General features: G+C 74.1%; 22 protein-coding genes. 4 read left to right on the top strand and 18 right to left on the bottom strand.

Annotated features, from left to right (window positions below):
- Nucleotides 1-48 precede the first annotated feature (48 nt).
- The 4 genes from ACFWJO_RS34415 to ACFWJO_RS34400 all read right to left on the bottom strand — a co-directional run bounded on the left by ACFWJO_RS34415 (nt 49) and on the right by ACFWJO_RS34400 (nt 3,932).
- Entirely contained in the window at nt 49-1,275 is a 1,227-nt protein-coding gene (locus ACFWJO_RS34415) for a methyltransferase (RefSeq protein WP_386871669.1), read from the bottom strand.
- 20 nt (nt 1,276-1,295) lie between these two features.
- Entirely contained in the window at nt 1,296-1,871 is a 576-nt protein-coding gene (locus tag ACFWJO_RS34410) for a histidine phosphatase family protein (protein WP_384416439.1), read from the bottom strand.
- Nucleotides 1,872-1,940: 69 nt separating this feature from the next.
- A complete protein-coding gene (locus ACFWJO_RS34405) occupies nt 1,941-2,393 on the bottom strand; it encodes a GNAT family N-acetyltransferase (RefSeq protein ID WP_386871667.1) in 453 nt (150 codons plus the stop codon).
- Between the two features lie 102 nt (nt 2,394-2,495).
- Nucleotides 2,496-3,932 carry a PLP-dependent aminotransferase family protein gene (locus ACFWJO_RS34400; protein WP_386871665.1) on the bottom strand — a complete coding sequence of 479 codons (1,437 nt, stop codon included), beginning with the start codon at nt 3,930-3,932 and terminating at the stop codon, nt 2,496-2,498.
- Between ACFWJO_RS34400 and ACFWJO_RS34395 the strand changes: the two genes are divergently transcribed.
- Nucleotides 3,931-4,962 (top strand): DMT family transporter, encoded by a 1,032-nt coding sequence (locus ACFWJO_RS34395; RefSeq protein WP_386871663.1) that lies wholly within the window; start codon nt 3,931-3,933, stop codon nt 4,960-4,962. The two genes, ACFWJO_RS34400 and ACFWJO_RS34395, sit on opposite strands and share 2 nt — an antisense overlap.
- A gap of 89 nt (nt 4,963-5,051) precedes the next feature.
- Nucleotides 5,052-5,255: a DUF1918 domain-containing protein gene (locus ACFWJO_RS34390; RefSeq protein WP_386871661.1), complete on the top strand. Its 204-nt coding sequence runs from the start codon at nt 5,052-5,054 to the stop codon at nt 5,253-5,255.
- A 47-nt stretch (nt 5,256-5,302) separates the two neighbouring features.
- On the opposite strand, the gene ACFWJO_RS34385 is transcribed toward ACFWJO_RS34390, so the two are convergent.
- Nucleotides 5,303-6,562: a glycoside hydrolase family 10 protein gene (locus ACFWJO_RS34385; RefSeq protein ID WP_386871659.1), complete on the bottom strand. Its 1,260-nt coding sequence runs from the start codon at nt 6,560-6,562 to the stop codon at nt 5,303-5,305.
- 198 nt (nt 6,563-6,760) lie between these two features.
- On the opposite strand from ACFWJO_RS34385, the gene ACFWJO_RS34380 reads away from it, so the two are divergent.
- Nucleotides 6,761-7,621, top strand: a complete 861-nt coding sequence (locus ACFWJO_RS34380; protein ID WP_386871657.1) for a 3-hydroxybutyryl-CoA dehydrogenase — start codon at nt 6,761-6,763, stop codon at nt 7,619-7,621.
- 79 nt (nt 7,622-7,700) lie between these two features.
- Here the strand turns inward: ACFWJO_RS34380 and ACFWJO_RS34375 are convergent, their stop codons facing one another.
- The 10 genes from ACFWJO_RS34375 to infC form a co-directional block, all read right to left on the bottom strand.
- Nucleotides 7,701-8,231, bottom strand: a complete 531-nt coding sequence (locus tag ACFWJO_RS34375) for an NUDIX domain-containing protein (protein ID WP_386871655.1) — start codon at nt 8,229-8,231, stop codon at nt 7,701-7,703.
- Nucleotides 8,232-8,307: 76 nt separating this feature from the next.
- Nucleotides 8,308-9,660: a transcriptional regulator gene (locus ACFWJO_RS34370; RefSeq protein ID WP_386871653.1), complete on the bottom strand. Its 1,353-nt coding sequence runs from the start codon at nt 9,658-9,660 to the stop codon at nt 8,308-8,310.
- Between the two features lie 285 nt (nt 9,661-9,945).
- A complete protein-coding gene (locus ACFWJO_RS34365) occupies nt 9,946-11,013 on the bottom strand; it encodes a PP2C family protein-serine/threonine phosphatase (RefSeq protein ID WP_386871651.1) in 1,068 nt (355 codons plus the stop codon).
- A 405-nt stretch (nt 11,014-11,418) separates the two neighbouring features.
- Nucleotides 11,419-13,950, bottom strand: coding sequence for a phenylalanine--tRNA ligase subunit beta (gene pheT / locus ACFWJO_RS34360; RefSeq protein WP_386871649.1), 2,532 nt, complete (start codon nt 13,948-13,950; stop codon nt 11,419-11,421).
- Nucleotides 13,950-15,077, bottom strand: a complete 1,128-nt coding sequence (gene pheS, locus ACFWJO_RS34355) for a phenylalanine--tRNA ligase subunit alpha (RefSeq protein ID WP_386871647.1) — start codon at nt 15,075-15,077, stop codon at nt 13,950-13,952. The genes pheT and pheS overlap by 1 nt, the downstream gene beginning before the upstream one ends.
- Nucleotides 15,078-15,246: 169 nt before the next feature.
- Complete coding sequence (locus ACFWJO_RS34350; protein ID WP_386871645.1) at nt 15,247-16,527, bottom strand: ATP-binding protein; 1,281 nt, start codon at nt 16,525-16,527, stop codon at nt 15,247-15,249.
- A gap of 80 nt (nt 16,528-16,607) precedes the next feature.
- Entirely contained in the window at nt 16,608-17,453 is an 846-nt protein-coding gene (locus ACFWJO_RS34345; protein ID WP_386871643.1) for a TrmH family RNA methyltransferase, read from the bottom strand.
- Between the two features lie 117 nt (nt 17,454-17,570).
- Nucleotides 17,571-17,957, bottom strand: coding sequence for a 50S ribosomal protein L20 (gene rplT, locus ACFWJO_RS34340; protein ID WP_019884941.1), 387 nt, complete (start codon nt 17,955-17,957; stop codon nt 17,571-17,573).
- A gap of 106 nt (nt 17,958-18,063) precedes the next feature.
- Nucleotides 18,064-18,258 (bottom strand): 50S ribosomal protein L35, encoded by a 195-nt coding sequence (gene rpmI, locus ACFWJO_RS34335; protein ID WP_041128339.1) that lies wholly within the window; start codon nt 18,256-18,258, stop codon nt 18,064-18,066.
- A gap of 126 nt (nt 18,259-18,384) precedes the next feature.
- The gene (infC, locus tag ACFWJO_RS34330; RefSeq protein WP_386871640.1) at nt 18,385-19,080 is read right to left on the bottom strand and encodes a translation initiation factor IF-3; all 696 of its coding nucleotides are present in this window, start codon (nt 19,078-19,080) and stop codon (nt 18,385-18,387) included.
- A gap of 301 nt (nt 19,081-19,381) precedes the next feature.
- Here infC and ACFWJO_RS34325 point away from each other — a divergent pair, with 301 nt between their 5' ends.
- The gene (locus ACFWJO_RS34325; RefSeq protein ID WP_384414681.1) at nt 19,382-19,750 is read left to right on the top strand and encodes a DUF1844 domain-containing protein; all 369 of its coding nucleotides are present in this window, start codon (nt 19,382-19,384) and stop codon (nt 19,748-19,750) included.
- A 111-nt stretch (nt 19,751-19,861) separates the two neighbouring features.
- On the opposite strand, the gene ACFWJO_RS34320 is transcribed toward ACFWJO_RS34325, so the two are convergent.
- The 3 genes from ACFWJO_RS34320 to ACFWJO_RS34310 form a co-directional block, all read right to left on the bottom strand.
- A complete protein-coding gene (locus ACFWJO_RS34320) occupies nt 19,862-20,596 on the bottom strand; it encodes an SseB family protein (RefSeq protein ID WP_386871638.1) in 735 nt (244 codons plus the stop codon).
- A 92-nt stretch (nt 20,597-20,688) separates the two neighbouring features.
- Nucleotides 20,689-21,864, bottom strand: a complete 1,176-nt coding sequence (mycP, locus tag ACFWJO_RS34315; RefSeq protein WP_386871636.1) for a type VII secretion-associated serine protease mycosin — start codon at nt 21,862-21,864, stop codon at nt 20,689-20,691.
- On the bottom strand, nt 21,861-22,926 hold a 1,066-nt coding region (locus ACFWJO_RS34310; RefSeq protein WP_386871634.1), incomplete at its 5' end, for a hypothetical protein. The genes mycP and ACFWJO_RS34310, both read right to left, overlap by 4 nt.

Genomic DNA, 22,926 nt, shown 5'->3' with positions numbered 1-22,926 from the left:
GCCGGACCCTGCCGCGCCCTGCCCGCCCTGCCGCGCCGGGCGCGTGCCCTAGCGGGCGCCGTCCGGCTCCCCGGTCCGCTTCCCGGTCCGCTTCCCGGCCGTCTTCACGGCCTTCAGGACCACGAACTTCGGGTCGCTCGCGACCAGTTCGCTGTTGCCGAAGATCCGCCGCAGGGTGACGTGGTAGCCGAGGTGCCGGTTGCCGACCACCCACAGCTCCCCGCCGGGCCGCAGGGCCCGGCGGGCGTCGGCGAACATGCGCCGCGCGGTGTGGTCGGTCGTGGCCTGGTGGCTGTGGAACGGCGGGTTGTTCAGGACGAGGTCGACCGATTCGGGGGCCACGTCCGCGAGCCCGTCGCCCACGGTGAACTCGGCCTTCCGTCCGTCCCCGGCGTGCGTGCGGAAGTTCTCCTCGGCCGAGGCGACCGCCTGGTAGGACTCGTCCGTGAACAGCAGCTCGGCCTCGGGCTCGGCGAGGGCGACGGCGAGCCCGACGACCCCGTTGCCGCAGCCGAGGTCGGCCACCCGGGCCCGTCCGATGCCGGCCGGCAGGTGCTTCAGGAAGAACCGCGTCCCGATGTCCAGCCGGTCGGCGCAGAACACGCCCGCCTGGTTGACGACCGTGCGGCCGGCGAGCCCGGCCGGAGCGTCGCCCGGCAGCGCGTACCGCAGCGGCCACGGGTTGGCTCCCGCCGCGCGCCGCTCCGCCGCGGCGCCGGGCGTCGTGTGGATGAGCCGGGCCTTCTTCACCGCCAGCGACGTCCGCGTGGGCCCGAGGATCCGCTCGAACAGCTCCAGCGTCGAGGTGTGGATCTCCTTCACCATCCCGGTGCCGACGATCACGGTGTCCTCGTGCACGGCGGGAGCGAGCCGGTGCAGCTGGTCCTCCAGGAGCGCGAGGCTCTTGGGCACCCGTACGAGCAGCACGTCGACCCGCTCCGGCGGCGGGTCCTGGGTGGTGAGCAGCGTGACCGCGTCGGGGGCGGCGCCCGAGCGGGCCAGGTTCGCCGCCGTGGCGCTCCGCCCGAGGTACGAGTCGGAGATCTGCGTCAGCTGCCCGGCGCCGGCGGCGGTCCGGGCCGCGGCGAGCGCGGTGACCAGCGCGCCCCACCGGTCGCCGACCACGGCGACGGCCCCGGACAGACCGGTGCCGGACTCGGCGAGGTGGTTCAGCAGGTACTCGTCCGCCGCGTCCCAGGCGCGCAGCGGGTCACGCGGGTCGGCGGGGAAGCGGGTGAGCGGGAAAGTGCCCCATGACGTGGTCAGACGGTTCATCGTGCCACCAGGCTAGCCGGTCAGGACACGGCCGCCGCCAGCTGAAGGTGCCACAGTCCGGGGCGGCCGGTGAGGGTGACCGTGGACAGCGGGCGCACGTCGACGTTCCAGTACGTGGCGGGCGGGGCCTTCAGCGCGTAGACGAGGGCGGCGCGGACGACGGCCGGCTCGGCGACGGCGACGATGGCGCCGTCGTCGGCGGGGCGGGTGTCGAGCCAGCCGCCGACCCGCGTGATGAACGACAGAAGCGTTTCTCCACCGTGTGGCGCGGTCCGTGGATCGGTGAGCCAGGCGTCGACCGCGGCGGGTTCGAGCGCGGCCACCTCGGCCAGGGTGAGGCCGCGCCAGCGGCCCATGTCGCAGTCGCGGAGGGCCGGCTGGGCGAGCGGCGCGTAGCCGAGGGCGGTGCCGGTGGCGCGGCTGCGGGGCGTCGGGGAGCAGTAGCGGAGCTCGGCGGCACCGAGCGGAATCAGCCGCGGCGCGGCGAGCTGCACCTCGTACCAGCCGGCCTCGTCGAGCGGCCGGTCGTCGTCGAAGCGTTCGGCGAGCAGGGAGGAGCTGCGCGCCGCCGCGACGAGCGTGACCCGAAGACCCATGGCCGCGATCGTGAGGCCGGTGGCCCCGCAGGTCAAGGGGTCGATGACGGGGGCGCGAGGGGTCCCGGCTCAGTGCTGTCCGAGTGCCATCCACTTGTCCGGATTCTGCAGTGGCGTGAAACCGACCTTCTCGTAGACGCCGTGCGCGTCGGCGGTGGCGAGCATGATGCGGCGCAGCCCGTACGGCTCGAGGTGGTCGCGGACCGCGGCGACGAGGGCGGTGCCGAGGCCGGTGCCGCGGGCGCTCCGGTCGACGTAGACGTCGCAGAGCCAGGCGAAGGTGGCGTAGTCGGTGACGACCCGGGCGTACGCGGCCATGGCGCCGCTCTCGCGGTCGTACGCGCCGAAGTTGAGGGAGCCGGCGATGGCCGCGTCCTGCTTCTCCCGAGGTCGCCCCATGGCCCAGTAGGCGTCGGTGGAGAGCCAGTGGTGAACGCGGGCGGCGTCTATGCGGGCCGGGTCGGCTGAGATCTCGTACGCCCCGTGCATGACGGCGGCGCCGGAGGCGGCGGTGTGGTTCATGGCGACAGGCTGCCAGGAGCGCCGTCCCGTGTCAGGCGAATGTGCCCCGGGCGTGGGCCGGGCGCGCGGCCGGCCCCGGGGGCCTTCCGCGCGCCCGGCGGGTCACGCGGTGAGCTCGTCGACGGCCGCGCGCAGCCGCCGCACGCCCTCCGCGATCTCCGTGGCGCCCGCGACACCCGCGAAACTCAGCCGGATGTGGCCGGCGGGCGGCTCGGCGCAGAAGTAGGGGCGGCCGGGAGCGGCGGCGACTCCGGCGCGCAGGGCGGCCGCGAGCAGACCGGCTTCGGGGAGGGTGTCGGGGAGCCGGAGCCACAGGTGGTAGCCGCCGGACGGGATGTGCGGCAGGGCGAACTCGGGCAGGTGGTGCGCGAGGGCGCCGGTCATCGTGTCGCGACGGCTCTTCAGCTCCTGGGAGACGGCACGCAGATGACGGTTCCAGGCGGGCGAGCCGACGAGTTCGAGGGCGGTCTCCTGGAGTGGCCGGGGGACGAAGAAGCTGTCGACGACCTGGATGGCGCGGAGCCGTTCGAGGACGGGTCCGCGGGCGGCGAGCGCGCCGACCCGGAGGCTCGCCGAGGTGATCTTGGTGAGGGAGCAGACGTGGACGACGACGCCGTCGGGGTCGTCGGCGGCGAGCGTTCCGGGCAGCGGGCCGGCGTCGGCGTGGACGAGGCGGCGGGCGAAGTCGTCCTCGACGACGAAGGCGCCGGCGGCGCGGGCGATGCGGACGACGGCGGACCGGCGTCCGGCGGCGAGTGCGGCGCCGGTGGGGTTCTGGAAGAGCGGCTGGCACACGAACACCCGGGCGCCGGTGGCGCGGAACGCCGCTTCGAGCAGCTCGGGCCGGACGCCGTCGGCGTCGGTGGGCACGGGTACCGGCCGCAGGCCGGCGGCGCGGGCGACGGCGAGCATGCCGGGGTAGGTGGGCGACTCGACCAGGACGGGGGTGCCGGGCGGCGCGAGGGCGCGCAGCGCGGTGGTGATGGCGGACTGGCCGCCGGCGGTGATGAGGATCTCGGCGGCGGTGACGCTGCCGCCGATCTCGCGGGCGAACCACTCGCGCAGTTCGGGCAGTCCGTCGGCGGGCGGGCGGCCCCAGGCGCCGGGTCTGCGGCCGGCCCGGGCGAGGGCGGCGGCGAGGGCCCGCTCGGGCTGGAGCGACGGGTGGAGGTAGCCGCCGTTGAACTCGACGACCCCGGGCGGCGGCGCGGCGAGCGTGACGAGGACGCCGGAGGCGTCGACGGCGCGCGGGACGAGTTCGGTGGCGGTGTCGGCGCTGAGGGCGAGCTCCTGCCAGGAGGTGTCACCGGCGGCGGGTGCGGCGGCGCGCGGTTCGGCCCGGTAGGCGCCGGCGCCGGGGCGGGTGACGACGAGCCCTTCGGCGGCGAGCTGGGCGAGTGCGCGGGTGACGGTGACCGGGGAGACGCGATGGCGCTCGACGAGGGCCCGGCTCGACGGCAGCTTCTCTCCGGGTGAGTAGCGGTTGAGCTCCGCTCTCAGGGTGTTGGCCAGGTCGGCGACACTGCTACGCTCGTGCATGACAGCACAGAATAGCGCTACTACTCCGAACACGATAGCGGTCGCCACCTCGGCGGGCACGGCCCTCGCGGGCAGGACCCCCGCGGGCACGGCCCCCACGAGCCCCGCCCCCGCGAGCCCCGCCCCCGCCGGCGCCGCCTCCGCGGCCGAGGCCCGGGGCGGTGCCGCTCCGGCCGCGCGGAGCGGCACCCTGCTCGCCGCGCTCGGAGTGGTGTCCTTCTCGCTGACCTTCCCGTCCACCGCGTGGGGCCTGGAGAGCTTCGGGCCGTGGTCGCTCGTCGCCGTCCGCTCGGTGCTCGCCGCGCTCCTCGCGGGCGCCTTCCTGCTCGCGGGCCGGGTGCCGCTGCCGGACCGGCGGCACTGGGCGGGGCTCGCGGTCGTCGCGGGCGGAGTGGTGGTCGGTTTCCCGCTGCTGACCTCGCTCGCCCTGCAGACCTCCACCACCTCGCACGCCGCCGTCGTGGTGGGCCTGCTGCCGCTGACGACGGCGACGTTCGCCGCGATCCGCACGGGCCGGCGCCCGTCCCGTACGTTCTGGATCGCGGCCGTGTCCGGAGCGGTCGTCGTGCTCGCCTTCACGCTCCAGCAGAGCGGCGGCGCGCTGTCGACCGGAGACCTCTACCTGTTCGGGGCCCTGCTGGTGTGCGCCGCCGGCTACACGGAGGGCGGACGGCTCGCCCGGCTGATGCCGGGCTGGCAGGTGATCGGCTGGGCGCTGGTGCTGTGCCTCCCGCTGATGACGGCGGGCGTGGCCGTGGCCCTGTCGTACGAGCCGGTGCACCTCACCGCGCACGGCGTCGCGGGCCTGGTGTGGGTGGCCGCCGGATCCACCTTCTTCGGTCTGTACGTCTGGTACCGCGGCATGGCCGTGATCGGCATCCCGCGCGCCAGCCAGCTCCAGCTCGCCCAGCCGCTGCTCACGCTCTTCTGGTCGGTGACCGTGCTCGGCGAGGACCTGGCCCCCGCGGCGCCGGCGGCGGCCGTGGCGGTGCTGGTCTGCATCGCGGTGACCCAGCGGGCGAAGAGCTGAGAGCCAGGTCACAATGGCAGACGTAGGCAGACGCGGGCTCGTCAGCAGGACGAGCCGGGGGCGAACCCGGCCGCGAGGAGGTCACGCCGATGCGTGCGAGCGTGGGCGACAAACTGCTGGTGCACGGCCGGACCGTCGGTCAGCACGACCGTACGGCCGAGGTCCTTGAGGTGAAGGGCGAGAACGGTTCTCCCCCGTACCGCGTCAGGTTCGACGACGACGGTCACGAGGCCCTGATGTCGCCGGGCCCCGACACCGTCGTACGCCGCCACGGGGAGCCCGGGAGCACGTAGCCCCCGGGCGGCCGCTCCGTCGGACACGCACGGGAAGCGAGCAGGCGTCAGTCGTCGGCGAGGACGGCGGTGAGCGCGCCCAGCGGGTCCTTCGCGACCTCGCGGGCCGCGAAGTAGCAGTGCCCGCCGACGCCCGGGTAGCGGCGGGCGAGTTCCACGTGGCGGGCGAGCTCCCCCGGGTCCTGCCACGCCGCCGGCTGGGCGGGATCGCCCACCTTGTACAGCGCCTCTCCGAGGTAGAGCCGTACGCCGGTGCCGCGCGCGGTCCGCTCCCACCACGGCACGAGCTTGGCGTAGTCGGCGGACGGGAAGCCGATGTGCCAGTAGAGCTGGGGCATCACGTAGTCGATCCAGCGCTCGGTGATCCAGCGCCGGGTGTCGGCGTACAGGTCGTCGTAGGTCTGCACGGCCAGGGCGGTGTCGGAGCCCGCCGGGTCGGTGGTGGCGTGGCGCCAGACGCCGAAGGGGCTGATGCCGAAGGCGACGCCGGGCCTGGTCTGCCTGATCCGTTCGGCCGTCTCGGAGACGAGCAGATCGATGTTGTTGCGCCGCCAGGCGGCCCGGTCGGCGAATCCCGCCCCGTGCCGCGCGAAGGCCTCGTCGTCGTCGAGGCGCTGACCCGCGACCGGATACGGGTAGAAATAGTCGTCCCAGTGCAGGGCGTCGACGTCGTAGCGGCTCACGGCGTCGAGCATGGCGTCCTGGACGTGCCGCCGGACCTCCGGCAGGCCCGGGTTGTAGAGCAGCCGCCCGTCATAGGCGAGCGCCCACTCCGGGTGGAGCCGCACCGGATGGTTCTCCGCCAGTCGCGCCGGGTCGGTGTGGTTCGCGACGCGGTACGGGTTGCACCAGGCGTGCAGTTCGAGGCCGCGCGCGTGGGCCTCGGTGACGGCCGTGCCGAGCGGGTCCCAGCCCGGGTCGGCGCCCTGGACGCCGGTGAGGCACTGGGCCCAGGGCTCGTACGGCGAGGGCCACAGGGCGTCGGCGGAGGGCCGGACCTGGAACAGGACGGCGGTCATCCGGCGCCGTACGGCCAGGTCGAGCAGGGCGACGAGTTCGGCGCGCTGCTCGGCGGCGCCCAGTCCGGGCCGGGAGGGGAAGTCGCGGTTGGTGACGGTGGCGATCCACATGCCGCGGAACGCGGCACCGTCGGCCTCGACCGCCTCCACGGCCTCCGCCCCCTCCGCCGCTTCCCGGGGCTCCCCGGCCTCCGCGGCTTCCGTGTTCTCGACGCTTCCGGAGGCGGCCGCCGGCTTCCCCGCGAGACCGAGACCGAGGCCCGTGAGCGCGGCCCCCGCCCCGGCCATGAACCCTCTTCTACCGATCGGCGGCATTTGTCACCCCTCGCTATCGGATACGTCACAGCCCATCGGACAGCATGCCCACCCAGAACGATCGATCATCGGGCGTGTCGGGAGTAACGTCGGGGAGTCGAGGCGGACGCACCGGAATCACACGGGCCCCCGCCGCCAGCAGAGAGCGAAAGGCACGAGGTGACGGACTCCATGGCCGACATTGAGCGCGTCGGAGTGGTCGGCTGCGGCCAGATGGGCGCGGGCATCGCGGAGGTGTGCGCCCGCAGCGGTCTTGACGTGAGGGTCGCCGAGACCACCGGCGAGGCGCTGGAGATCGGCCGCACGCGGCTCTACAACTCGCTCGCCAAGGCCGCCGAACGCGGCAAGATCAGCGAGGAGGAGCGCGACGCGACCCTCGCGCGGCTCAGCTTCACCACCGACCTGGGCGAGTTCGCCGACCGCGACCTCGTGATCGAGGCCGTCGTGGAGAACGAGCAGGTCAAGACCGAGATCTTCCAGGTCCTCGACCAGGTGGTCACCCGGCCGGACGCCATCCTGGCCTCCAACACCTCGTCCATCCCGCTGGTGAAGCTGGCGGTGGCGACCTCCCGCCCCGACCAGGTCATCGGCATCCACTTCTTCAACCCCGCGCCGGTGCAGAAGCTGGTCGAGCTGATCCCCGCCCTCACCACCTCCGAGGGCACGATCAGCCGGGCCCAGCTGTTCGCCGAGAAGACCCTCGGCAAGCACGCGATCCGCGCCCAGGACCGCTCGGGCTTCGTGGTGAACGCGCTGCTCGTGCCGTACCTGCTCTCCGCGATCCGGATGTTCGAGTCGGGCATCGCGAGCCGCGAGGACATCGACAACGGCATGGAGTTCGGCTGCGCCCACCCGATGGGACCGCTGAAGCTGTCCGACCTGATCGGCCTGGACACCATCGCCTCCATCGCCGACTCGATGTACGCCGAGTACAAGGAGCCGCTGTACGCCGCGCCGCCGCTGCTCCAGCGGATGGTCGACGCCGGCCGTCTCGGCCGCAAGACGGGTTCGGGCTTCTACCCGTACTCCTGAAGACCTCGGCTCCGCTGCCGAGAGGACGGCCCGTACACCGCACAGGTACGGGCCGTCCGCCCTTTTCGCGGCCCCCTGGTCAGCCCAGCCTCAGGTGGCGCAGCATGAGCAGCCCGGCCGCCATGTTCGCGGCCGGGACCTCGCCGCGGGCGATCATGTCGGGGACGAGCTTGAGCGGGACCCATTCCAGGCGCGAGGACTCGAAGGCGTCCTGCGGCGGGCCCGTCCAGGTCGCCTCCTCGGTCCAGTAGAGGTGGTGGCGGGCGTCGGTGAGGCCGTTGGAGGGCTCGACGGTGAGCAGCGGGCGCAGCGGCCCGGGGCGCCAGCCGGTCTCCTCCTCCATCTCACGGGCCGCGGCGGCCTCGATCTCCTCGCCGTCCTCGACGACCCCGGCGGCCAGCTCCCAGCCCCAGCTGTCGGTGATGAAGCGATGGCGCCACAGCAGCAGGACCTCGTCGGCGTCGTTGACGGCGGTCGCGGCGGCGACCGGGCGGAGCCGGATCAGATAGTGGTCGAGCCGGCGGCCGTCGGGGAGTTCGACGTCCGCGAGATTGACCCGGAACCAGCGGTTCTCGTAGACCGGCTGTTCACTTAGTTTCGTCCACTGCACGTTTTTGCCACCTTCCGACAGGTCGGTGATTACTTGGTGGCAATATCGCAGCAGGCGCCAGGTCGCAAGGAATCGCTCACAGGGGCACGCGCAGCGCACTGTCGACGATTTCGGCCGCCCGGCGCGCCTCCTCGCCCCCGCTGGCCAGCAACTGCTCCCGCACCAGCCGGAGCCGGTCCCGCAGCCGCCGCGACTCCATCCCGCGCGCCTGCTCGGTCATCTGCTCGGCCGTGCGCGCCGCCCGGTCCGGCTCCCCCTGCCGCAGCTCGATCTGGCACAGCATGGCGAGCCGGTGCACCCGCCCCCGGTCGTGGGCCGGAGTCCCCACCGCCGCCGCCGCGTGCTCGTGGGCCGCCGCGAGTTCACCCAGACTGAGCAGGGCCTCGGCGACCTGCACATTGACCAGACCGGGCTGGACGTAACCCGTCTCGGCCGGCTCGCGGCCCGGGCTGATCCGCTCGGCCTCCGCCTCCGCCCGCAGGATGCAGGCGAGCGCCGCGGCCCCGTCGCCGAGGTGCGCGTACGCCTTCGCCTGCATCGCCGTCAGATCGGCGGCGAGCGCGGGCGTGATCTCCCGCCCCGCCGAGCGCAGCGCGGCCTCCGCGAACGCCACGGCCTGGCGGTACTCCCCCATGAACAGCGACTGGTTGACGAGCAGGGCCACCACGTAAGCGCCGAGGCCGCGGTCACCGCTCGCCTTGGCGAGCCGCAGCGCCTGGTGGAAGTAGCGCTGGGCGAGGCCCTGGGCGTCGGAGTCGTACGCGCAGATGCCGGCGACCGCCACCAGGCCGCCGGCCGCCCGGTGCAGCCGCCGCCCGAGCGCGTCCCCGTACGCGCCGCGCAGCAGCGGCGCGGTCCCGGAGCCGAGGAAGCCGACGATCCGGGCGCGCGTCGCCATGCCGCCCGCCTTGCGGTACATCTGCTCGTAGTGGGCGCGGGCGGCGGTGAGCATCGAGACGTCGGCGGCCGAGACCCGCGTACGGCCCTCGTGGGAGACGTCGACGTCCTCCGGCGGGTTCTCCCACTCCCACACCGGCATCACCGCGGGGGTGCCGGTCACCGCCTGCGCGGCGAGCACGTTGCCGCGCCCCTGCTCGTCGGAGCGCCACAGGGCGGTGGCCCGGTCGACGAAGCCGGAGAGCGGTGTGCCGGGGGCGGGCAGCAGCGTGCCGGGCACGCCGAGCCCGATGTCGTCGAGGGTGACCTGGCGGCGCAGCCGGCCGGCCAGCACCTCGCAGATCAGGTCGGGCACCTGGCCGCGCGGCCGCTGGCCCTTCAACCAGCGGGCCACCGCGGTGTGTTCATAGCGCAGCGCGAGGCCGCGGGCCCGGCCGGCCTGGTTCACGCGCGCGGCGAGGCCGGCGTTCGAGATGCCCGCCTCGGCGAGCAGTGCGTCGAGGAGGGTGTTGGGCTGGGGCGTGGGCTGCATGGGACCGCTCCGGTGATTCGGTGCGCTCAGACTAGTGAAAGGACGCTTTCGCACGGGGTGTGAACGACGTGCTCGTTCTTCCGTTCCGCGCGCGCTGCCGAAGTCGCCCCGGTACGGGTTGACTTGGGTCCCTCGCCGAAAGGCGAGGACCGGGCCGCCGGCTCCCCCTCGTACAGTGCGGTCGCCCGGTCGCGTGCGCCGTCCGTGCTGTTGATCTGCCCGACACTCCGTGGCAGCGCGGACGGCGCCGGCCAACTGCCCTTTCCTGTCTCACTGGTGCGGACACTAGTGCGGGGAGGGCGCGGGCCGGGTACGGCGCAGCCCGGGTTCGGCGGGCTGCGCCGGTACCCGCACCCGGTCGTTGCGGACGACGAGCAGGGCGACGTCGTCGGCGAGCCGGCCGCCCGTGTGGCGCAGCAGCGCCGCGTGGACCCGCCGCACGAGCACGGCGGGGGCCTCGCGCGCCGCCCCGGCGAGGACGGCGGGCAGCGGGAAGAACCGGCCCAGACGGTCCCGGGCCTCCTCGGCACCGTCGGTGTGGAGCACCAGGGTCTCGCCGGGCAGCAGCCGGGTCGCCGGGTACGGCACGAGGTCGGCGGGCAGCGGGAAGGCACCGAGCGGCGGCAGCGGCTCGCCGACGGGCACGGGTTCGACGCGGCGGCCGCCGATCCGGTACGGCCCGGGGTGACCGCAGTCCAGGACCTCGACGAGGCCGTCGGGCCGGATCTCCAGAAGCAGCAGCGTCACGAACTCCTCGGCCGCGGGATGCTCGGGCGCCCGCCCGCCCCTGGCCGGGTGCTCCTCGCGGGCCCGCTCGCACAGGTGCCGCCCGAGCGCCCGCTCCAGCCTCCTGAGCACACCGGCCAGTTCGGCCTCGTCGTGCGCGGCCTCGCGGAAGCTCCCGAGGAGGGCGACCACCGCCCCGAGCGCGGCGAGCCCGTGCCCCCGCACGTCCCCGATCACGATCCGCACCCCGTACGGCGTGGCCACCGCCTCGTACAGGTCCCCGCCGACCACGGCACCCCGGGACGCCGACAATTGCCCCGCGGCGACCGCGAGCCCGTCGAGCCGCGCGGGCGGCGGCCGCAGCAGCACCTGCTGGGTGGCGTCGGCGACGGCCCGCACCCGCGCCAGCTCGCGGGTGAGCCCGTACCGCACGCCGAGCACGATCCCGATCCCGACCGTCAGGAAGACGACGCTGGTGGCGATCCGCATCGGCAGCCCGGGCTCCCGCGCCAGCGGACACCACAGCCGCCAGGCGACGGCCACGGCCCCCCACACGACCGGGACCAGCAGCGGAGCCGTACGCCGAAGCCAGGAGCCTTCGGCAACCAATGACCTGTCACGGAACATCCACGGCCCTTCCCGAGGCCCGCCAGCGCCCGAAGACCCTGCGGCACACAGGCCCGCCCCTGTGGCCGCGTCGATTCTCGCGGGGCGCGGGGACGCGGAGGGACACCCACCGGAGATCTCACCCGAAGGAGTGAGCAACCGGACGGGAACCCGCACGGGAGTGCGGGACGCCGGCAGGCGGGAGCGGGGCCGGGGGCAGGGGTGCCGGCAGGCGGGAGCGGGGCGGAGGGGCCGGGTGCCGGCATGCGGAGAGGTCGAGGGCCGGGGTGTGCCAAGGGGCCCTGGGGCGGGGGCGGCTGTTCCAGGGAGGGGAATCCTTCCCTCCTCCCTCCCCGCCGGTATGCCCCGGGCCGGTCGGCCCGGGGCAGGGCCCCTTCGCTCGCTCCTCGCCGTACGGCGTCGCCGTCAGGCGCCGCGCAGCACCGCGCCCGTGTGCTCCGCCGCCGTGGCGACCGCGGCGTCGCGGGCCGCCGAGGCCTCCTCGACCGTCAGGGTGCGGTCGGGGGCGCGGAAGCGGAGGGCGTAGGCCAGGGACTTCTTGCCCTCGCCGACCTGGTCGCCGGTGTAGACGTCGAACAGGCGGATCGACTCCAGCAGCTCGCCCGCGCCGTCGGCCAGGTGCCGCTCGACCACCGCGGACGGGACGTCCTGGTCGACGACCAGCGCGACGTCCTGGGTGGCGACCGGGAAGGCGGAGATGCGCGGGGCCTTCAGCGGGCCCGCGCTCGCGCGCTCCAGGACGTCCAGGTCCAGCTCCATCGCGCAGGTGCGGGCCGGGAGGCCGAGCGCCTTGACCACGCGCGGGTGGAGTTCGCCGCCGTGGCCCGCGAGGGTCTTCACGCCGTCGATCACCACGTGGAACGCGGCGCAGCGGCCGGGGTGCCACGGGGCGTGCTGGTCGGCGTCGATCAGCAGCTCCGCGCCCGCCTCGGCGGCCACGGTGCGCGCCGCCTGGATCGCGTCGGCCCAGTCGGCCGGGCGGCCCTTGCTCCACCAGCCGGCCTGCTCGCGCGCGCCGGCCAGGACGACCGCCACGCGGCGCGGCTGCGCGGGCAGCGCGGCGTTGACGCGGGCGATCTCCTCGTCGGACGGACGGCCGTCGACGCCCAGGCGGACGGCCACGGCCGGCTGGCCCTCGGTGGGACGGAAGACCAGGCCCGTCTCGAAGAGCGCCAGGTCGTGGCTGCCGCGCCCGTCGTTGCGGCGCAGCGCGCCCAGCAGGCCGGGCAGCAGCGTCGTACGGAGCGCGGGCTCCTCGTCGGAGAGCGGGTTGACCAGCTTCACGACCCGGCGGCGGGCGTCGTCCGCGTCCAGGCCGAGCTGGTCGAAGACCTGCTCGCCGATGAAGGGGTAGTTCAGCGCCTCGACGTAGCCGGCGCCGGCGAGCGCGCGGCCCACCCGGCGGTGGACGCGCTGGCGCTCGGTGAGACCGCGGCCGGCCGGGGGCTTGGGCAGCGTGGAGGGCAGGTTCTCGTAGCCCTCGAGGCGGATGACCTCTTCGGCCAGGTCGTTCGGCACGTAGAGGTCGGGACGCCACGACGGGACGGTGACGACGAGCTCGTCCTGGCCGTAGACGTCGCAGCCGATCTCCTGGAGACGGCGGACGACGGTCTCGCGGCCGTAGGCCACGCCGGCCACCCTGTCGGGGTGGTTCGCCGGCATCGTGATGGTGTGCGGCGCGGACGGGGCGATGACCTCGGTCACGCCGGCCTCGGCGGTGCCGCCCGCGAGCAGCACGAGCAGGTCGACCGTGCGCTGCGCGGCCGCCGCGGCGGCCTGCGGGTCGACGCCGCGCTCGAAGCGCTTGGACGCCTCCGAGGACAGCTTGTGGCGGCGGGCCGTGCGCGCGATCGAGATCGCGTCGAAGTGCGCGGCCTCGATGACGACCTCGGTGGTGCCGGCGAGGGCGCCGGTCTCGGGGTCGGTCACCGGGTCGGCGATCTCCGTGTCGGCACCGCCCATGACGCCCGCGATGCCGATGGGGCCGCGGTTGTCGGTGATGACCAGGTCGCCGGAGTCGAGGACGCGCTTGGCGCCGTCGAGCGTGGTGATCTTCTCGCCCTCGGCGGCGCGGCGGACGCCGATGGGGCCGTCGAGGCGGCTGCGGTCGTAGGCGTGCAGCGGCTGGCCGAGCTCGATCATCACGTAGTTCGTGACGTCCACGGCGAGCGAGATCGGGCGCATGCCGGCCTTCTGCAGGCGGCGCTGCATCCAGATCGGCGAGCGGGCCTCGGGGTCGAGGCCGACGACCGTGCGCGCGACGAAACGGTCGCAGCCGATCGGGTCGGCGACCTGGACCGGGTAGCCGTACGCGTTGGGCGCGGGCACGTCGAGCAGCGCCGGGTCGCGCAGCGGCAGGCCGTAGGCGATGGCGGCCTCGCGGGCGACGCCGCGCATCGACAGGCAGTAGCCGCGGTCCGGCGTGACGGCGATGTCGAGGACCTCGTCGTACAGCTCGAGCAGCGCGGTGGCGTCGGTGCCGACCTCGTGCTCCGGCGGCAGCACGATGATGCCGTGCGAGCCGTCGTCGCCCATGCCGAGCTCGTCGCCCGAGCAGATCATGCCGCGCGAGACCCTGCCGTAGGTCTTGCGCTCGGCGATCCGGAAGTCACCGGGCAGCACGGCGCCGGGCAGGGCCACGACGACCTTGTCGCCCTCGGCGAAGTTCCGGGCGCCGCAGATGATCTCCTGCGGCTCACCGGTGCCGTTGGCCTGACCGACGTCGACGGTGCAGAAGCGGATCGGCTTCTTGAACTCGGTCAGCTCCTCGATGGTGAGGACCTTGCCGACCACCAGCGGGCCGGTGAGGCCGGCGCCGAGCTGCTCGACGGTCTCGACCTCGAGGCCCGCCGAAATGAGCTTGGCCTGCACGTCACGGCCGGTCGCGGTCGCCGGCAGGTCGACGTACTCCCGCAGCCAGGAAAGCGGGACCCGCATCAGATCTCCATCCCGAAAGGCCGGGTGAACCGGACGTCACCCTCGACCATGTCTCGCATGTCTTCGACGTTGTGGCGGAACATCAGCATCCGCTCGATGCCGAACCCGAAGGCGAATCCGCTGTACTTCTCGGGGTCCACACCGCAGGCGACGAGCACCTTCGGGTTGACCATGCCGCAGCCGCCGAGCTCGATCCAGCCCTCGCTGCCGCAGGTGCGGCAGGGACGGTCCGGGTTGCCGACGGACTCGCCACGGCACACGTAGCAGAGCATGTCCATCTCGGCGGACGGCTCGGTGAAGGGGAAGAAGTTGGGGCGGAGCCGGGTCTTCATGTCGGGTCCGAAGAGCGCCTGGACCATGTGGTCCAGGGTGCCCTTGAGGTCGGCCATCGTCAGACCCTCGTCGACGGCCAGCAGCTCGATCTGGTGGAAGACCGGGGTGTGGGTGGCGTCGAGCTCGTCGGTGCGGTAGACGCGGCCGGGGCACACCACGTAGACCGGGGGCTCCCGGTCGATGAGGGTGCGGGCCTGCACCGGCGAGGTGTGGGTGCGCAGCACGACGCCGGACTCGTCGCCCGTGGTGCCTTCCGGGCCCTGGACGAAGAAGGTGTCCTGCATCTGGCGCGCCGGGTGGTCCGGCACGAAGTTCAGGGCGTCGAAGTTGAACCACTCGGCCTCGACCTCGGGGCCCTCGGCGACCTCGTAGCCCATCGACACGAAGACGTCGGCGACGCGCTCCATGAGGGTGGTCAGCGGGTGCCGGGCACCGGCCGGGATCCGGTCGTACGGCAGGGTGACGTCGACGGCCTCCTCGACGAGGACCCGGGCGTCGCGCTCGGCCTCCAGCTCGGCCTGGCGGGCGGCGAGCGCCTTGGAGACGGCACCGCGGGCCTGGCCCACGAGCTTGCCGGCCGCGGCCTTGGCGTGCGGGGGCAGGGCGCCGATCTCCCGGTTGGCGAGCGCCAGCGGCGAGGTGCCGCCGGTGTGCGCGGTCTTCGCGTGGGCGAGCGCGTCGAGGTCGCCTGCGGCGGCGAAGGCGGCGATCGCCTCGTCCCGCATGCGCTCGATCTCTTCCGGTTTCAAGGCCTCGACCTCGACCGGGTCGTACGACTTATTGGGTGCCGACATCTCTTCCCGTGCTTCCGTTGGCTTGGCTGGGCGGCCCCGAGCTCGACGTCAAGGGCGCAAACGTGCCAAAGGACGAGTCTAACGGGGCGCGGGGACGCGAATGAGCCCGTGGGCGGTCCGAGCGGCTCCCGACCTCGTACGGTCTCGTCAGGCGAGACGCGCGTGCGGGTCAGAGGAGGTGTGCCGGGGTGCCGACGGGCAGGATAAATCGGAACTCGGCCCCGCCACGGGGACCGCGTCCGACGGTGATCGTGCCGCCGTGGGCCTCGACGACGCCCTTGACGATGTAGAGGCCGAGCCCGGTGCCGCCGCGCTTGCTGCCCCGCCAGAAGCGGGTGAACACGCGGCCCATCGACTCCTCGGGGATGCCGGGGCCTTCGTCGCTCACGGTGACCTCCGTCCCCTTCTCTCCGTCGCTGGTGGCCGTGGTGGGTGCCACCTCGATGGTGACGGTTCCCTCGCCGTGGCGCACCGCATTTTCGAGCAGGTTGCCGAGGATCTGGTCGATCTTGTCGGGGTCCGCCCACAGCTCGGGCAGGCCGGGCCTGACCCGGACGAAGAAGCGGTCGGGCGACTGGCCGCCGGTGGTGTGGGCGTGCACGTGCCGGCCGACGGCGGCGGCGATGTCCACGGGCTGGCGGCGGACCTCCAGGCGCCCGGAGTCGATCCGGGAGATGTCGAGGAGCTCGGCGATCAGCCGCTTGATGCGGCCCGCGTCGGCGTCGACGGTCTCCAGCATCAGCCGCTTCTGGTCGTCGGTGAACCGCTCCCACTTGTCGAGGAGCGTGGCGGTGAAGCCCTTGACGGAGGTGAGCGGCGAGCGCAGCTCGTGCGCGACGGTGGCGATGAGCTCGGCGTGGCTGCGCTCGGTGCGCCGGCGCGCCTCCGTGCCGCGCAGCGAGACCACGACCCGCCGCACCGGTCCGCCCGGCCGGGCGCGGACGTAGCGGGCGGAGACGAGCACCTCGCGCCCGCCGGGCAGCAGCAGGTTGCGCTCGGGCTGGCCGCTGCGGGTGGCGAGGCCGCCGTACGGGTCGGTGAGCGCCCACCAGCGGCTGCCCTTGAGGTCCTCCAGCGGCAGCGCCTCGTCGAGCGGGCGGCCGAGCGCGGCGGCGGCCGGGACGGCGGTGATGCGGCCGGCGGCGGCGTTGAAGCAGACGATCCGGCCGGTCTCGTCGGCGACGACGAGACCGTCGGGCAGGTCGTCGGGATCGATCCCGAGGCCGGCCGTGCAGCCCGGGCCGGCGGCGGGGCCGGTGGCCGTACCGTCGCCCTCGTACGCCGGGGCGGCGGGCTGCTCGGGTACGGACTGCTCGGATACGGGCAGGGGTGCGCGCTGCTCGGACACGGGCAGCGGCGCGGGCTGCCCGGATGCGGGCGCCGGTGGCGCCTCCGGCGCGTGCGGCGCGGCGCTCCGTGCCTGTGCGGGACTGCCCGTGCCGACCGTCATCCCCGTAATCCCACCCCTCCGTGTACCGCAGTGGGCCCCGAGAGCGTCACCCTACTAGGCGGGCGGGTCCTGTGGAGGTTTCAGGAGGTGGTTCGGGGGCGTTGGGCGCGCGCGGAGGCGTACAGGCACACGGCGGCGGCGGTCGCGAGGTTGAGGCTCTCCGCCTTGCCGTGGATCGGGACGCGGACGACGGCGTCGGCGAGGGCCCGGGTCTCCTCGGGCAGCCCCCAGGCCTCGTTGCCGAAGACCCAGGCGGTCGGGCCGCCCATGGTGCCGGCGTCCAGCTCGTCGTCGAGGTCGTCCTCGCCCGCGCCGTCGGCGGCGAGGATCCGTACGCCCACGCTCTTGAGGCCTTCGACGGCCTGCTCGACGGGCACGCCGACGGCGACCGGGAGGTGGAAGAGGGAGCCGACGGAGGCACGCACGGACTTGGGGTTGTACAGGTCCACGGAGGCGTCGGTGAGGATCACGGCGTCGGCGCCCGCGGCGTCGGCGCAGCGCAGCACGGTGCCGGCGTTCCCGGGGTCGCGGACGTGCGCGAGGACGGCGACCAGCTTGGGCCGGGCGGCGATGATGTCCTCGAACGGCGAGTCGAGGAAGCGGCAGACGCCGACGAGGCCCTGCGGGGTGACGGTCTGGGAGACCTCGGCGAGGACGGCGTCGGAGGCGTGGTGGACCCGGGCCCCGGCGGCGCGGGCGGCGTCGACGATCGTGGCGTAGCGCTCGGCGGCCTCGACGGTGGTGAACAGCTCGACGAGGGTCGGCTGTCCGGTGCTGCCGCGGTGCTCGACGGCCTCGCGGACGGCCTGCGGGCCCTCGGCGATGAAGAGGCGGTCCTTGCCCCGGAAATTGCGCTTGGCGAGCCGCCGGGCGGCGACGACGCGCGGCGAACGCGGGGAGATCAGCTCGGGGGCGGGGGTGGACATGTGCCTGCGGCTCTCTGATTCGACGACGGCTCGGTGACGGCAGCGGTGGCGGTCAACGCGCCGGACCCGCAGGCACGAGGCCTGCGGGTCCGGGCAGAAGTACTGCGACCTGGAAGATCAGGCGGCGGCCTTCGGGGCGTTGACGTCGGCCGGGAGGGCCTTCTGCGCGACCTCGACCAGCGCGGCGAACGCGTTGGCGTCGTTGACGGCCAGCTCGGCGAGGATCTTGCGGTCCACCTCGATGTTGGCGGCCTTCAGACCCTGGATGAGGCGGTTGTACGTCATGCCGTTCAGGCGGGCAGCGGCGTTGATGCGCTGGATCCACAGCTGACGGAAGTCGCCCTTGCGCTTCTTGCGGTCGTTGTAGTTGTAGACCAGCGAGTGGGTGACCTGCTCCTTGGCCTTGCGGTAGAGGCGCGAACGCTGACCGCGGTAGCCGGAGGCCTGCTCGAGGATCGCCCGGCGCTTCTTGTGGGCGTTGACTGCCCGCTTGACGCGTGCCACTTCTTAACTCCTTGTAGCGGGGCCGTGGTGTGTTCACACGACCCGGAAAACGGATGGGTCCCGGTCTGTGCCGGATGCCCTCGTCGGACGAGGGCGGGAGATCAGATCAGATGCCCAGCATCTTCTTGATCTTGGCGGAGTCACCCGGGGCCATCTCGGCGTTGCCCGTGAGGCGACGCGTCAGCTTGGACGACTTGTGCTCGAGCAGGTGGCGCTTGCCGGCGCGCTCCCGCAGGATCTTGCCGGAGCCGGTGACCTTGAAGCGCTTCTTGGCACCGGAGTGCGTCTTGTTCTTCGGCATAGCGCCGTTATCTCCTCGTCAGTGGCGCTCCCCCGGTGCGGGCACCGGACAAGCGGGAGCGTCAATTCTTCGTTTGGTGGTTCCGGGCGGAACCCTGGGGCTGCCCGGTGAGGCAGCCCCGCGGGATCACGCCTCGGCGTTCTCGGCCGACGTGTCGGCCGAAGCCTGCTCGGCCGGGGCCTCCGCGGCGGCGGAACCGCCCTGGCGTTCGGCCTTGCGCGCGGCCTGGGCCTCGCGCGCCTCGGCCATGGCCTCGGTCTTCTTCTTGTGGGGACCGAGAACCATGATCATGTTCCGGCCGTCCTGCTTCGGGTTGGACTCGATGAAGCCGAGCTCCTGTACGTCCTCCGCGAGGCGCTGGAGCAGCCGGTAACCGAGCTCCGGGCGGGACTGCTCACGACCACGGAACATGATCGTGATCTTGACCTTGTCACCCTGCTTGAGGAACCGGACGACGTGACCCTTCTTGGTGTCGTAGTCGTGCGGGTCGATCTTCGGCCGGAGCTTCATCTCCTTGATGACCGTGTGCGCCTGGTTCTTGCGCGCCTCACGGGCCTTCATGGCCGACTCGTACTTGAACTTCCCGTAGTCCATGAGCTTGCACACGGGCGGACGGGCGTTCGCCGCGACCTCAACCAGATCGAGGTCGTACTCCTGCGCGAGCTCCAGGGCCTTGGCAAGGGGGACGATGCCCACCTGCTCGCCGCTGGGGCCGACAAGACGCACCTCGGGAACGCGAATCCGCTCGTTGATGCGGGGCTCGGCGCTGATGGATCCTCCTCGGTAGCACCACGCGACCGCCTTGGCGGACGGACACGTCACGGTAGAACTGTCGAGACCAACCGAGCGGGTGCACGAAAAATGCCCCGGACGGGACACAGGCGGGGCTCCATGAAACCGGAGCACCGCCGCGAACCATCGCGGGGCGCACATCGGGCGGCTCCATCGTCCGTACGGAACGATGGATGCCACCTGACCGGTGACCCGCCGCCCTCAGGGCGGCCAGGTGGGAGAACGGAGCCTCCACTTGCGGGCCGGGCACGCACGTGTCCGGCCGGTCGTTACACAAGGTTAGCAGGACCCGCCGGTCGGCGCGAACCGTACGTCCGCTTATCGTGGGGGCATGAGCGAGACGCCCCAGAACGAGTCCGACGAGACCCCCGACTTCGCAGCCATGACCCGCGACATCGCGGAGGTCCCGGCGGTCGAGGTGATTGTGACGGTCGCCGTCAACCTGATGAGCGCCGCCGCGGTGAAGCTCGGGCTCACCGAGGAGGGCGACGACCACAAGGACCTCGACGAGGCCCGCAAGCTGATCCACGCCCTCGCGGGCCTGCTCGACGCCGGTGTCACGGAGATCTCCTCCTTCCACGCGGCCCCGCTGCGCGACGGCCTGAAGTCCCTCCAGCTGGCCTTCCGCGAGGCCAGCTTCGTCCCGGACGAGCCGGGCCAGGGCCCGGGCGAGAAGTACACGGGGCCGGTCTACGGCTGACGTGCCGCACCGCCCCCGTCCGACAGGGCCGCGGGGGCGGAAGCCAGTTCCCTACGGAAGCCAGTTCCTCACGGAAGTCAGTTCCTCACGGAAGCCAGTTCCTCACGGAAGTCAGTTCCTCACGAAGAAGGGCTCGCCGGGAGGCGTCGCCGAGGCCGGCAGGAGTGCCAGGTCGAGGCCGCGCACCAGGCGGGCCCTCAGTGTTTCGTCGGCGGCCAGCGCGCGGGCCACACGCTGGGCGGCCTCCGCCGGGGCCGCGTCCTCCGCGAGGACCAGCGCCAGGGTGCCGTCGGCGGTGCCGGGGCCCAGGTGGGCCCGGAGCACCGCGGGCTCGGCGGCGACGGCGGCCCGGACCGCGTCCCGCACCGCGGGGTCGTCCAGCGGGTCCGTACTGCTGCGGCCCTCGGCGAGCGCGAGCAGCGCCGAGCCGGTCACCTGGTACGCCACCGGGCCGGCCAGGTCCAGGACCAGGGTGTCGGCCTTCTCGTGGACGAGCGCCGCGAGCGCCTGCCGCAGCGGGACGGCGACCGGCCGGGCGGCCGGGTCCCACAGGTGCAGCGAGGCGATCGAGGTGAACGCGGGCAGCGCCCGCCGGTCGCCGGCGGTCAGCGTCGGCACCGCCATGTCGCTGGTCTTCTCCTGCTTGAGCCCGGTCTCCGGGTCGGTCTCCACCTCGCCGAGGACGGCGACGACGGGGACGAGCAGCCGGGCGCCGCGCAGCGCCTCCAGGACCGGCCCGTGGGCGGTCCGGTCCTCCGCCCAGGCCGCGAGGGCCGCGGCGAGCCGCGGGTCGGCGGAGCCGTCGTCGTCGGAGAAACCGGGGTCGGGGATGTTCTTGAGCGCCACGCCCCGAGCCTAACCGCCGCCTCCCGGGCCGGATGACCAGGGCCGACCCGCCCTCGTCGTCCGCCCGCGCGCGGGGCGCGGCGGCGGTGCGTTCAGCGGGTGCGGCCGCCGCGCCAGAGGGCCACCGCGGCGGCGAGGAAGAGGACGCCGGCGCCGCCCGCCAGCGGCGCGAGGAGGCCGACGGGGTGCGACTCGTCGGCGGCGGGCTGCGGGCCGGGCCCGAAGTAGCGACCTTTCCAGCCCGCGACGGCGGTCTTGGGATCGGCGCCCTTCAGCCTGCCGCCCGCCTCGATGGCGGCGGCGGGGTCGACCGTGCCGTACCCCTTGTCGTCGCTGCGCCCGCCCTTGGGGCGGCTGCGCGCGGTGTCGACGAGCAGCTGCTTGATCTGGGCGGGGGTCAGGTCGGGGTGGGCGGACCGGACGAGCGCGACGGCGCCGGAGACGAAGGCGGCGGCGGCGCTGGTGCCCCAGCCCTCGTAGTAGCGGCGGTCGGGGTCGGCGATGACGATGTCGACGCCGGGGGCGCTGACGGTGGCGTACCAGCGGCTGGTGGAGAAGGAGGCGTGGGTGCCGTAGCGGTCGACGGCGGCGACGGCGATGACCCCGGGGTAGGCGGCGGGGTACGAGATGTGGTCGCCCTTGTCGCCCCCGTTGCCCGCGGAGGCGACCACGGAGACGCCCTTGGAGAGGGCGTACTGGACGGCGGCGTCCTCGCCCGCGTCCGGGTGGGCCGACTCGGAGTCGTCCCCGAGGGAGAGGTTGATGACGTCGGCGCCGTGGTCGGCGGCCCAGCGGATGCCTTCGGCGAGGGCGGTGCCCCGGGTCTTGCGCGCCTTGTCCCGGGCCTTGTCGGTGCCTTCGAGGATGACGCGGACGGGCAGGACCCGGACCTTCGGGGCGATGCCGAGGACGCCGTCCTGGGCGCCGGGGCCGTGGCCGTGCCCGGCGATGATGCCGGCCATGGCGGTGCCGTGCCTGGCCCAGGCGCGGTCGCCGCGTTCCGCGCCGAAGCCGACGAGGTCGGTGCCGGTCAGCACCGAGCCTTCGAGGTCGGGATGGCTCGCGTCGACGCCGGTGTCGAGGACGGCGACGGTGATGCCCTCGCCGCGCGTGGTCTGCCAGGCCTTGCCGGTGTGCAGGGCTTCGAGGCCCCACTGGCGGGCGCGGATGGTGTCGGCGTACGCGGGCGTGGTCGTCGCCGGGAGGACGGCGAAGGCGGCGGCGAGGACCGCGACGGCGGAACGGCGGAGGGCCGGGCGGGCGGTCACCGTTCGTCCTCCCGGACGGCGGCGGCGACGGTCGTGCGCAGGGACCGTTCGACGGCCTCGGCGACGCCCTTGGCCTCGTGGCCGAGGCCCGCCTGGGCGACGGCGGTCGTGCGCTTCGGCGTCATGGCGCGCTCCGCGTGCTCGGGCACGCCGACGACGCGGCCGTCGGCGAATCCGGAGACGGCGGTGACGACGACGGGCAGGTCGGTCAGGACGTGCCGCCACCAGCTGGCCCGCTGGCGGTCGCCGAAGCGGGCCGCCACGGTGCCGGGCGCGGAGAGGGCGGGGGCCGGTTCGTCGGCGGCGCGGGAGCCGAGGGTGCGCATGGTGGCGGGATCGGCCTGGGTGAAGACGAGGGCGACGGTGACGACGTGGGAGGAGGTGGCGTCGGTGTAGGTGGCGCGCAGCACGCGGTCGCAGCCGACGGTGCTCAGGGCGGTGTGGAGGGCCCGGGGCAGGCCGGCGGCCGTGCAGGGCGCGTCGGGGGCGACGACGATCCGGCTCCAGGTGCGGGTGGCGCCGCCGGGGCCGGCGGACGGGCCGGAGAGGGTGCGCGGGAAGAGGGTGTCGACCGGGGCGTCGTGCCAGAGCGCGCGGGCCCGGCTGAAGCCGGGCGGTTCGGCGGGTTCGCCGGCACCGGTACCGGCGAGCACGGCGCCGGTGAGGGCACCGCCGACGAGTCCGAGGGCGAGGACGGCACAGACGGCGGCGGCGACGACCCGGCCGGTGCCGCGTTCCCGGATCGGCCGGAGCCGGGTGGTGGTCTCGGCGGGGGTCTCCTCGGGCACGCCGCCGCCCAGGGCCCAGGCGTCGTACGCGTACGCCGGAGCGGGGCGCGGGGCGGCACCGGGCGGAGGGCCGGCGGGCGCGGGGTGCGCGGGCCGGTCCTGAGCGGGCCGCGCGGGCGTGCCGCGGTGCGGAGCCTGCCGGTCGTCCCGTACGGGACGGAGCCGGGTGGTGGTCTCGGTGGGTGCTTCGGCACCCGGGGCCGGCCGCACGGGCGGCGCGGGCCGCGGCGGCCGGGCCGGCTGCTCGGGCGGCAGCGGCTGCGCGGCCCGGCGG

The sequence above is a fragment of the Streptomyces sp. NPDC127092 genome, assembly GCF_042722475.1.
Classification (GTDB): Bacteria; Actinomycetota; Actinomycetes; order Streptomycetales; family Streptomycetaceae; genus Streptomyces.
Note: the sequence above shows the minus strand (reverse complement) of the source record. Positions and strands in the feature narration are given on the sequence as shown.

Excerpts from the sequence above, each read along its gene's own strand:
- ACFWJO_RS34415 (WP_386871669.1), bottom strand. The coding sequence starts at position 1,275 with ATGAACCGTCTGACCACGTCATGGGGCACTTTCCCGCTCACCCGCTTC.
- ACFWJO_RS34410 (WP_384416439.1), bottom strand. The coding sequence starts at position 1,871 with ATGGGTCTTCGGGTCACGCTCGTCGCGGCGGCGCGCAGCTCCTCCCTG.
- ACFWJO_RS34405 (WP_386871667.1), bottom strand. The coding sequence starts at position 2,393 with ATGAACCACACCGCCGCCTCCGGCGCCGCCGTCATGCACGGGGCGTAC.
- ACFWJO_RS34395 (WP_386871663.1), top strand. The coding sequence starts at position 3,931 with ATGACAGCACAGAATAGCGCTACTACTCCGAACACGATAGCGGTCGCC.
- ACFWJO_RS34400 (WP_386871665.1), bottom strand. The coding sequence starts at position 3,932 with ATGCACGAGCGTAGCAGTGTCGCCGACCTGGCCAACACCCTGAGAGCG.
- ACFWJO_RS34390 (WP_386871661.1), top strand. The coding sequence starts at position 5,052 with ATGCGTGCGAGCGTGGGCGACAAACTGCTGGTGCACGGCCGGACCGTC.
- ACFWJO_RS34385 (WP_386871659.1), bottom strand. The coding sequence starts at position 6,562 with ATGGCCGGGGCGGGGGCCGCGCTCACGGGCCTCGGTCTCGGTCTCGCG.
- ACFWJO_RS34380 (WP_386871657.1), top strand. The coding sequence starts at position 6,761 with ATGGCCGACATTGAGCGCGTCGGAGTGGTCGGCTGCGGCCAGATGGGC.
- ACFWJO_RS34370 (WP_386871653.1), bottom strand. The coding sequence starts at position 9,660 with ATGCAGCCCACGCCCCAGCCCAACACCCTCCTCGACGCACTGCTCGCC.
- ACFWJO_RS34365 (WP_386871651.1), bottom strand. The coding sequence starts at position 11,013 with ATGTTCCGTGACAGGTCATTGGTTGCCGAAGGCTCCTGGCTTCGGCGT.
- pheT (WP_386871649.1), bottom strand. The coding sequence starts at position 13,950 with ATGCGGGTCCCGCTTTCCTGGCTGCGGGAGTACGTCGACCTGCCGGCG.
- pheS (WP_386871647.1), bottom strand. The coding sequence starts at position 15,077 with ATGTCGGCACCCAATAAGTCGTACGACCCGGTCGAGGTCGAGGCCTTG.
- ACFWJO_RS34350 (WP_386871645.1), bottom strand. The coding sequence starts at position 16,527 with ATGACGGTCGGCACGGGCAGTCCCGCACAGGCACGGAGCGCCGCGCCG.
- ACFWJO_RS34345 (WP_386871643.1), bottom strand. The coding sequence starts at position 17,453 with ATGTCCACCCCCGCCCCCGAGCTGATCTCCCCGCGTTCGCCGCGCGTC.
- rpmI (WP_041128339.1), bottom strand. The coding sequence starts at position 18,258 with ATGCCGAAGAACAAGACGCACTCCGGTGCCAAGAAGCGCTTCAAGGTC.
- ACFWJO_RS34325 (WP_384414681.1), top strand. The coding sequence starts at position 19,382 with ATGAGCGAGACGCCCCAGAACGAGTCCGACGAGACCCCCGACTTCGCA.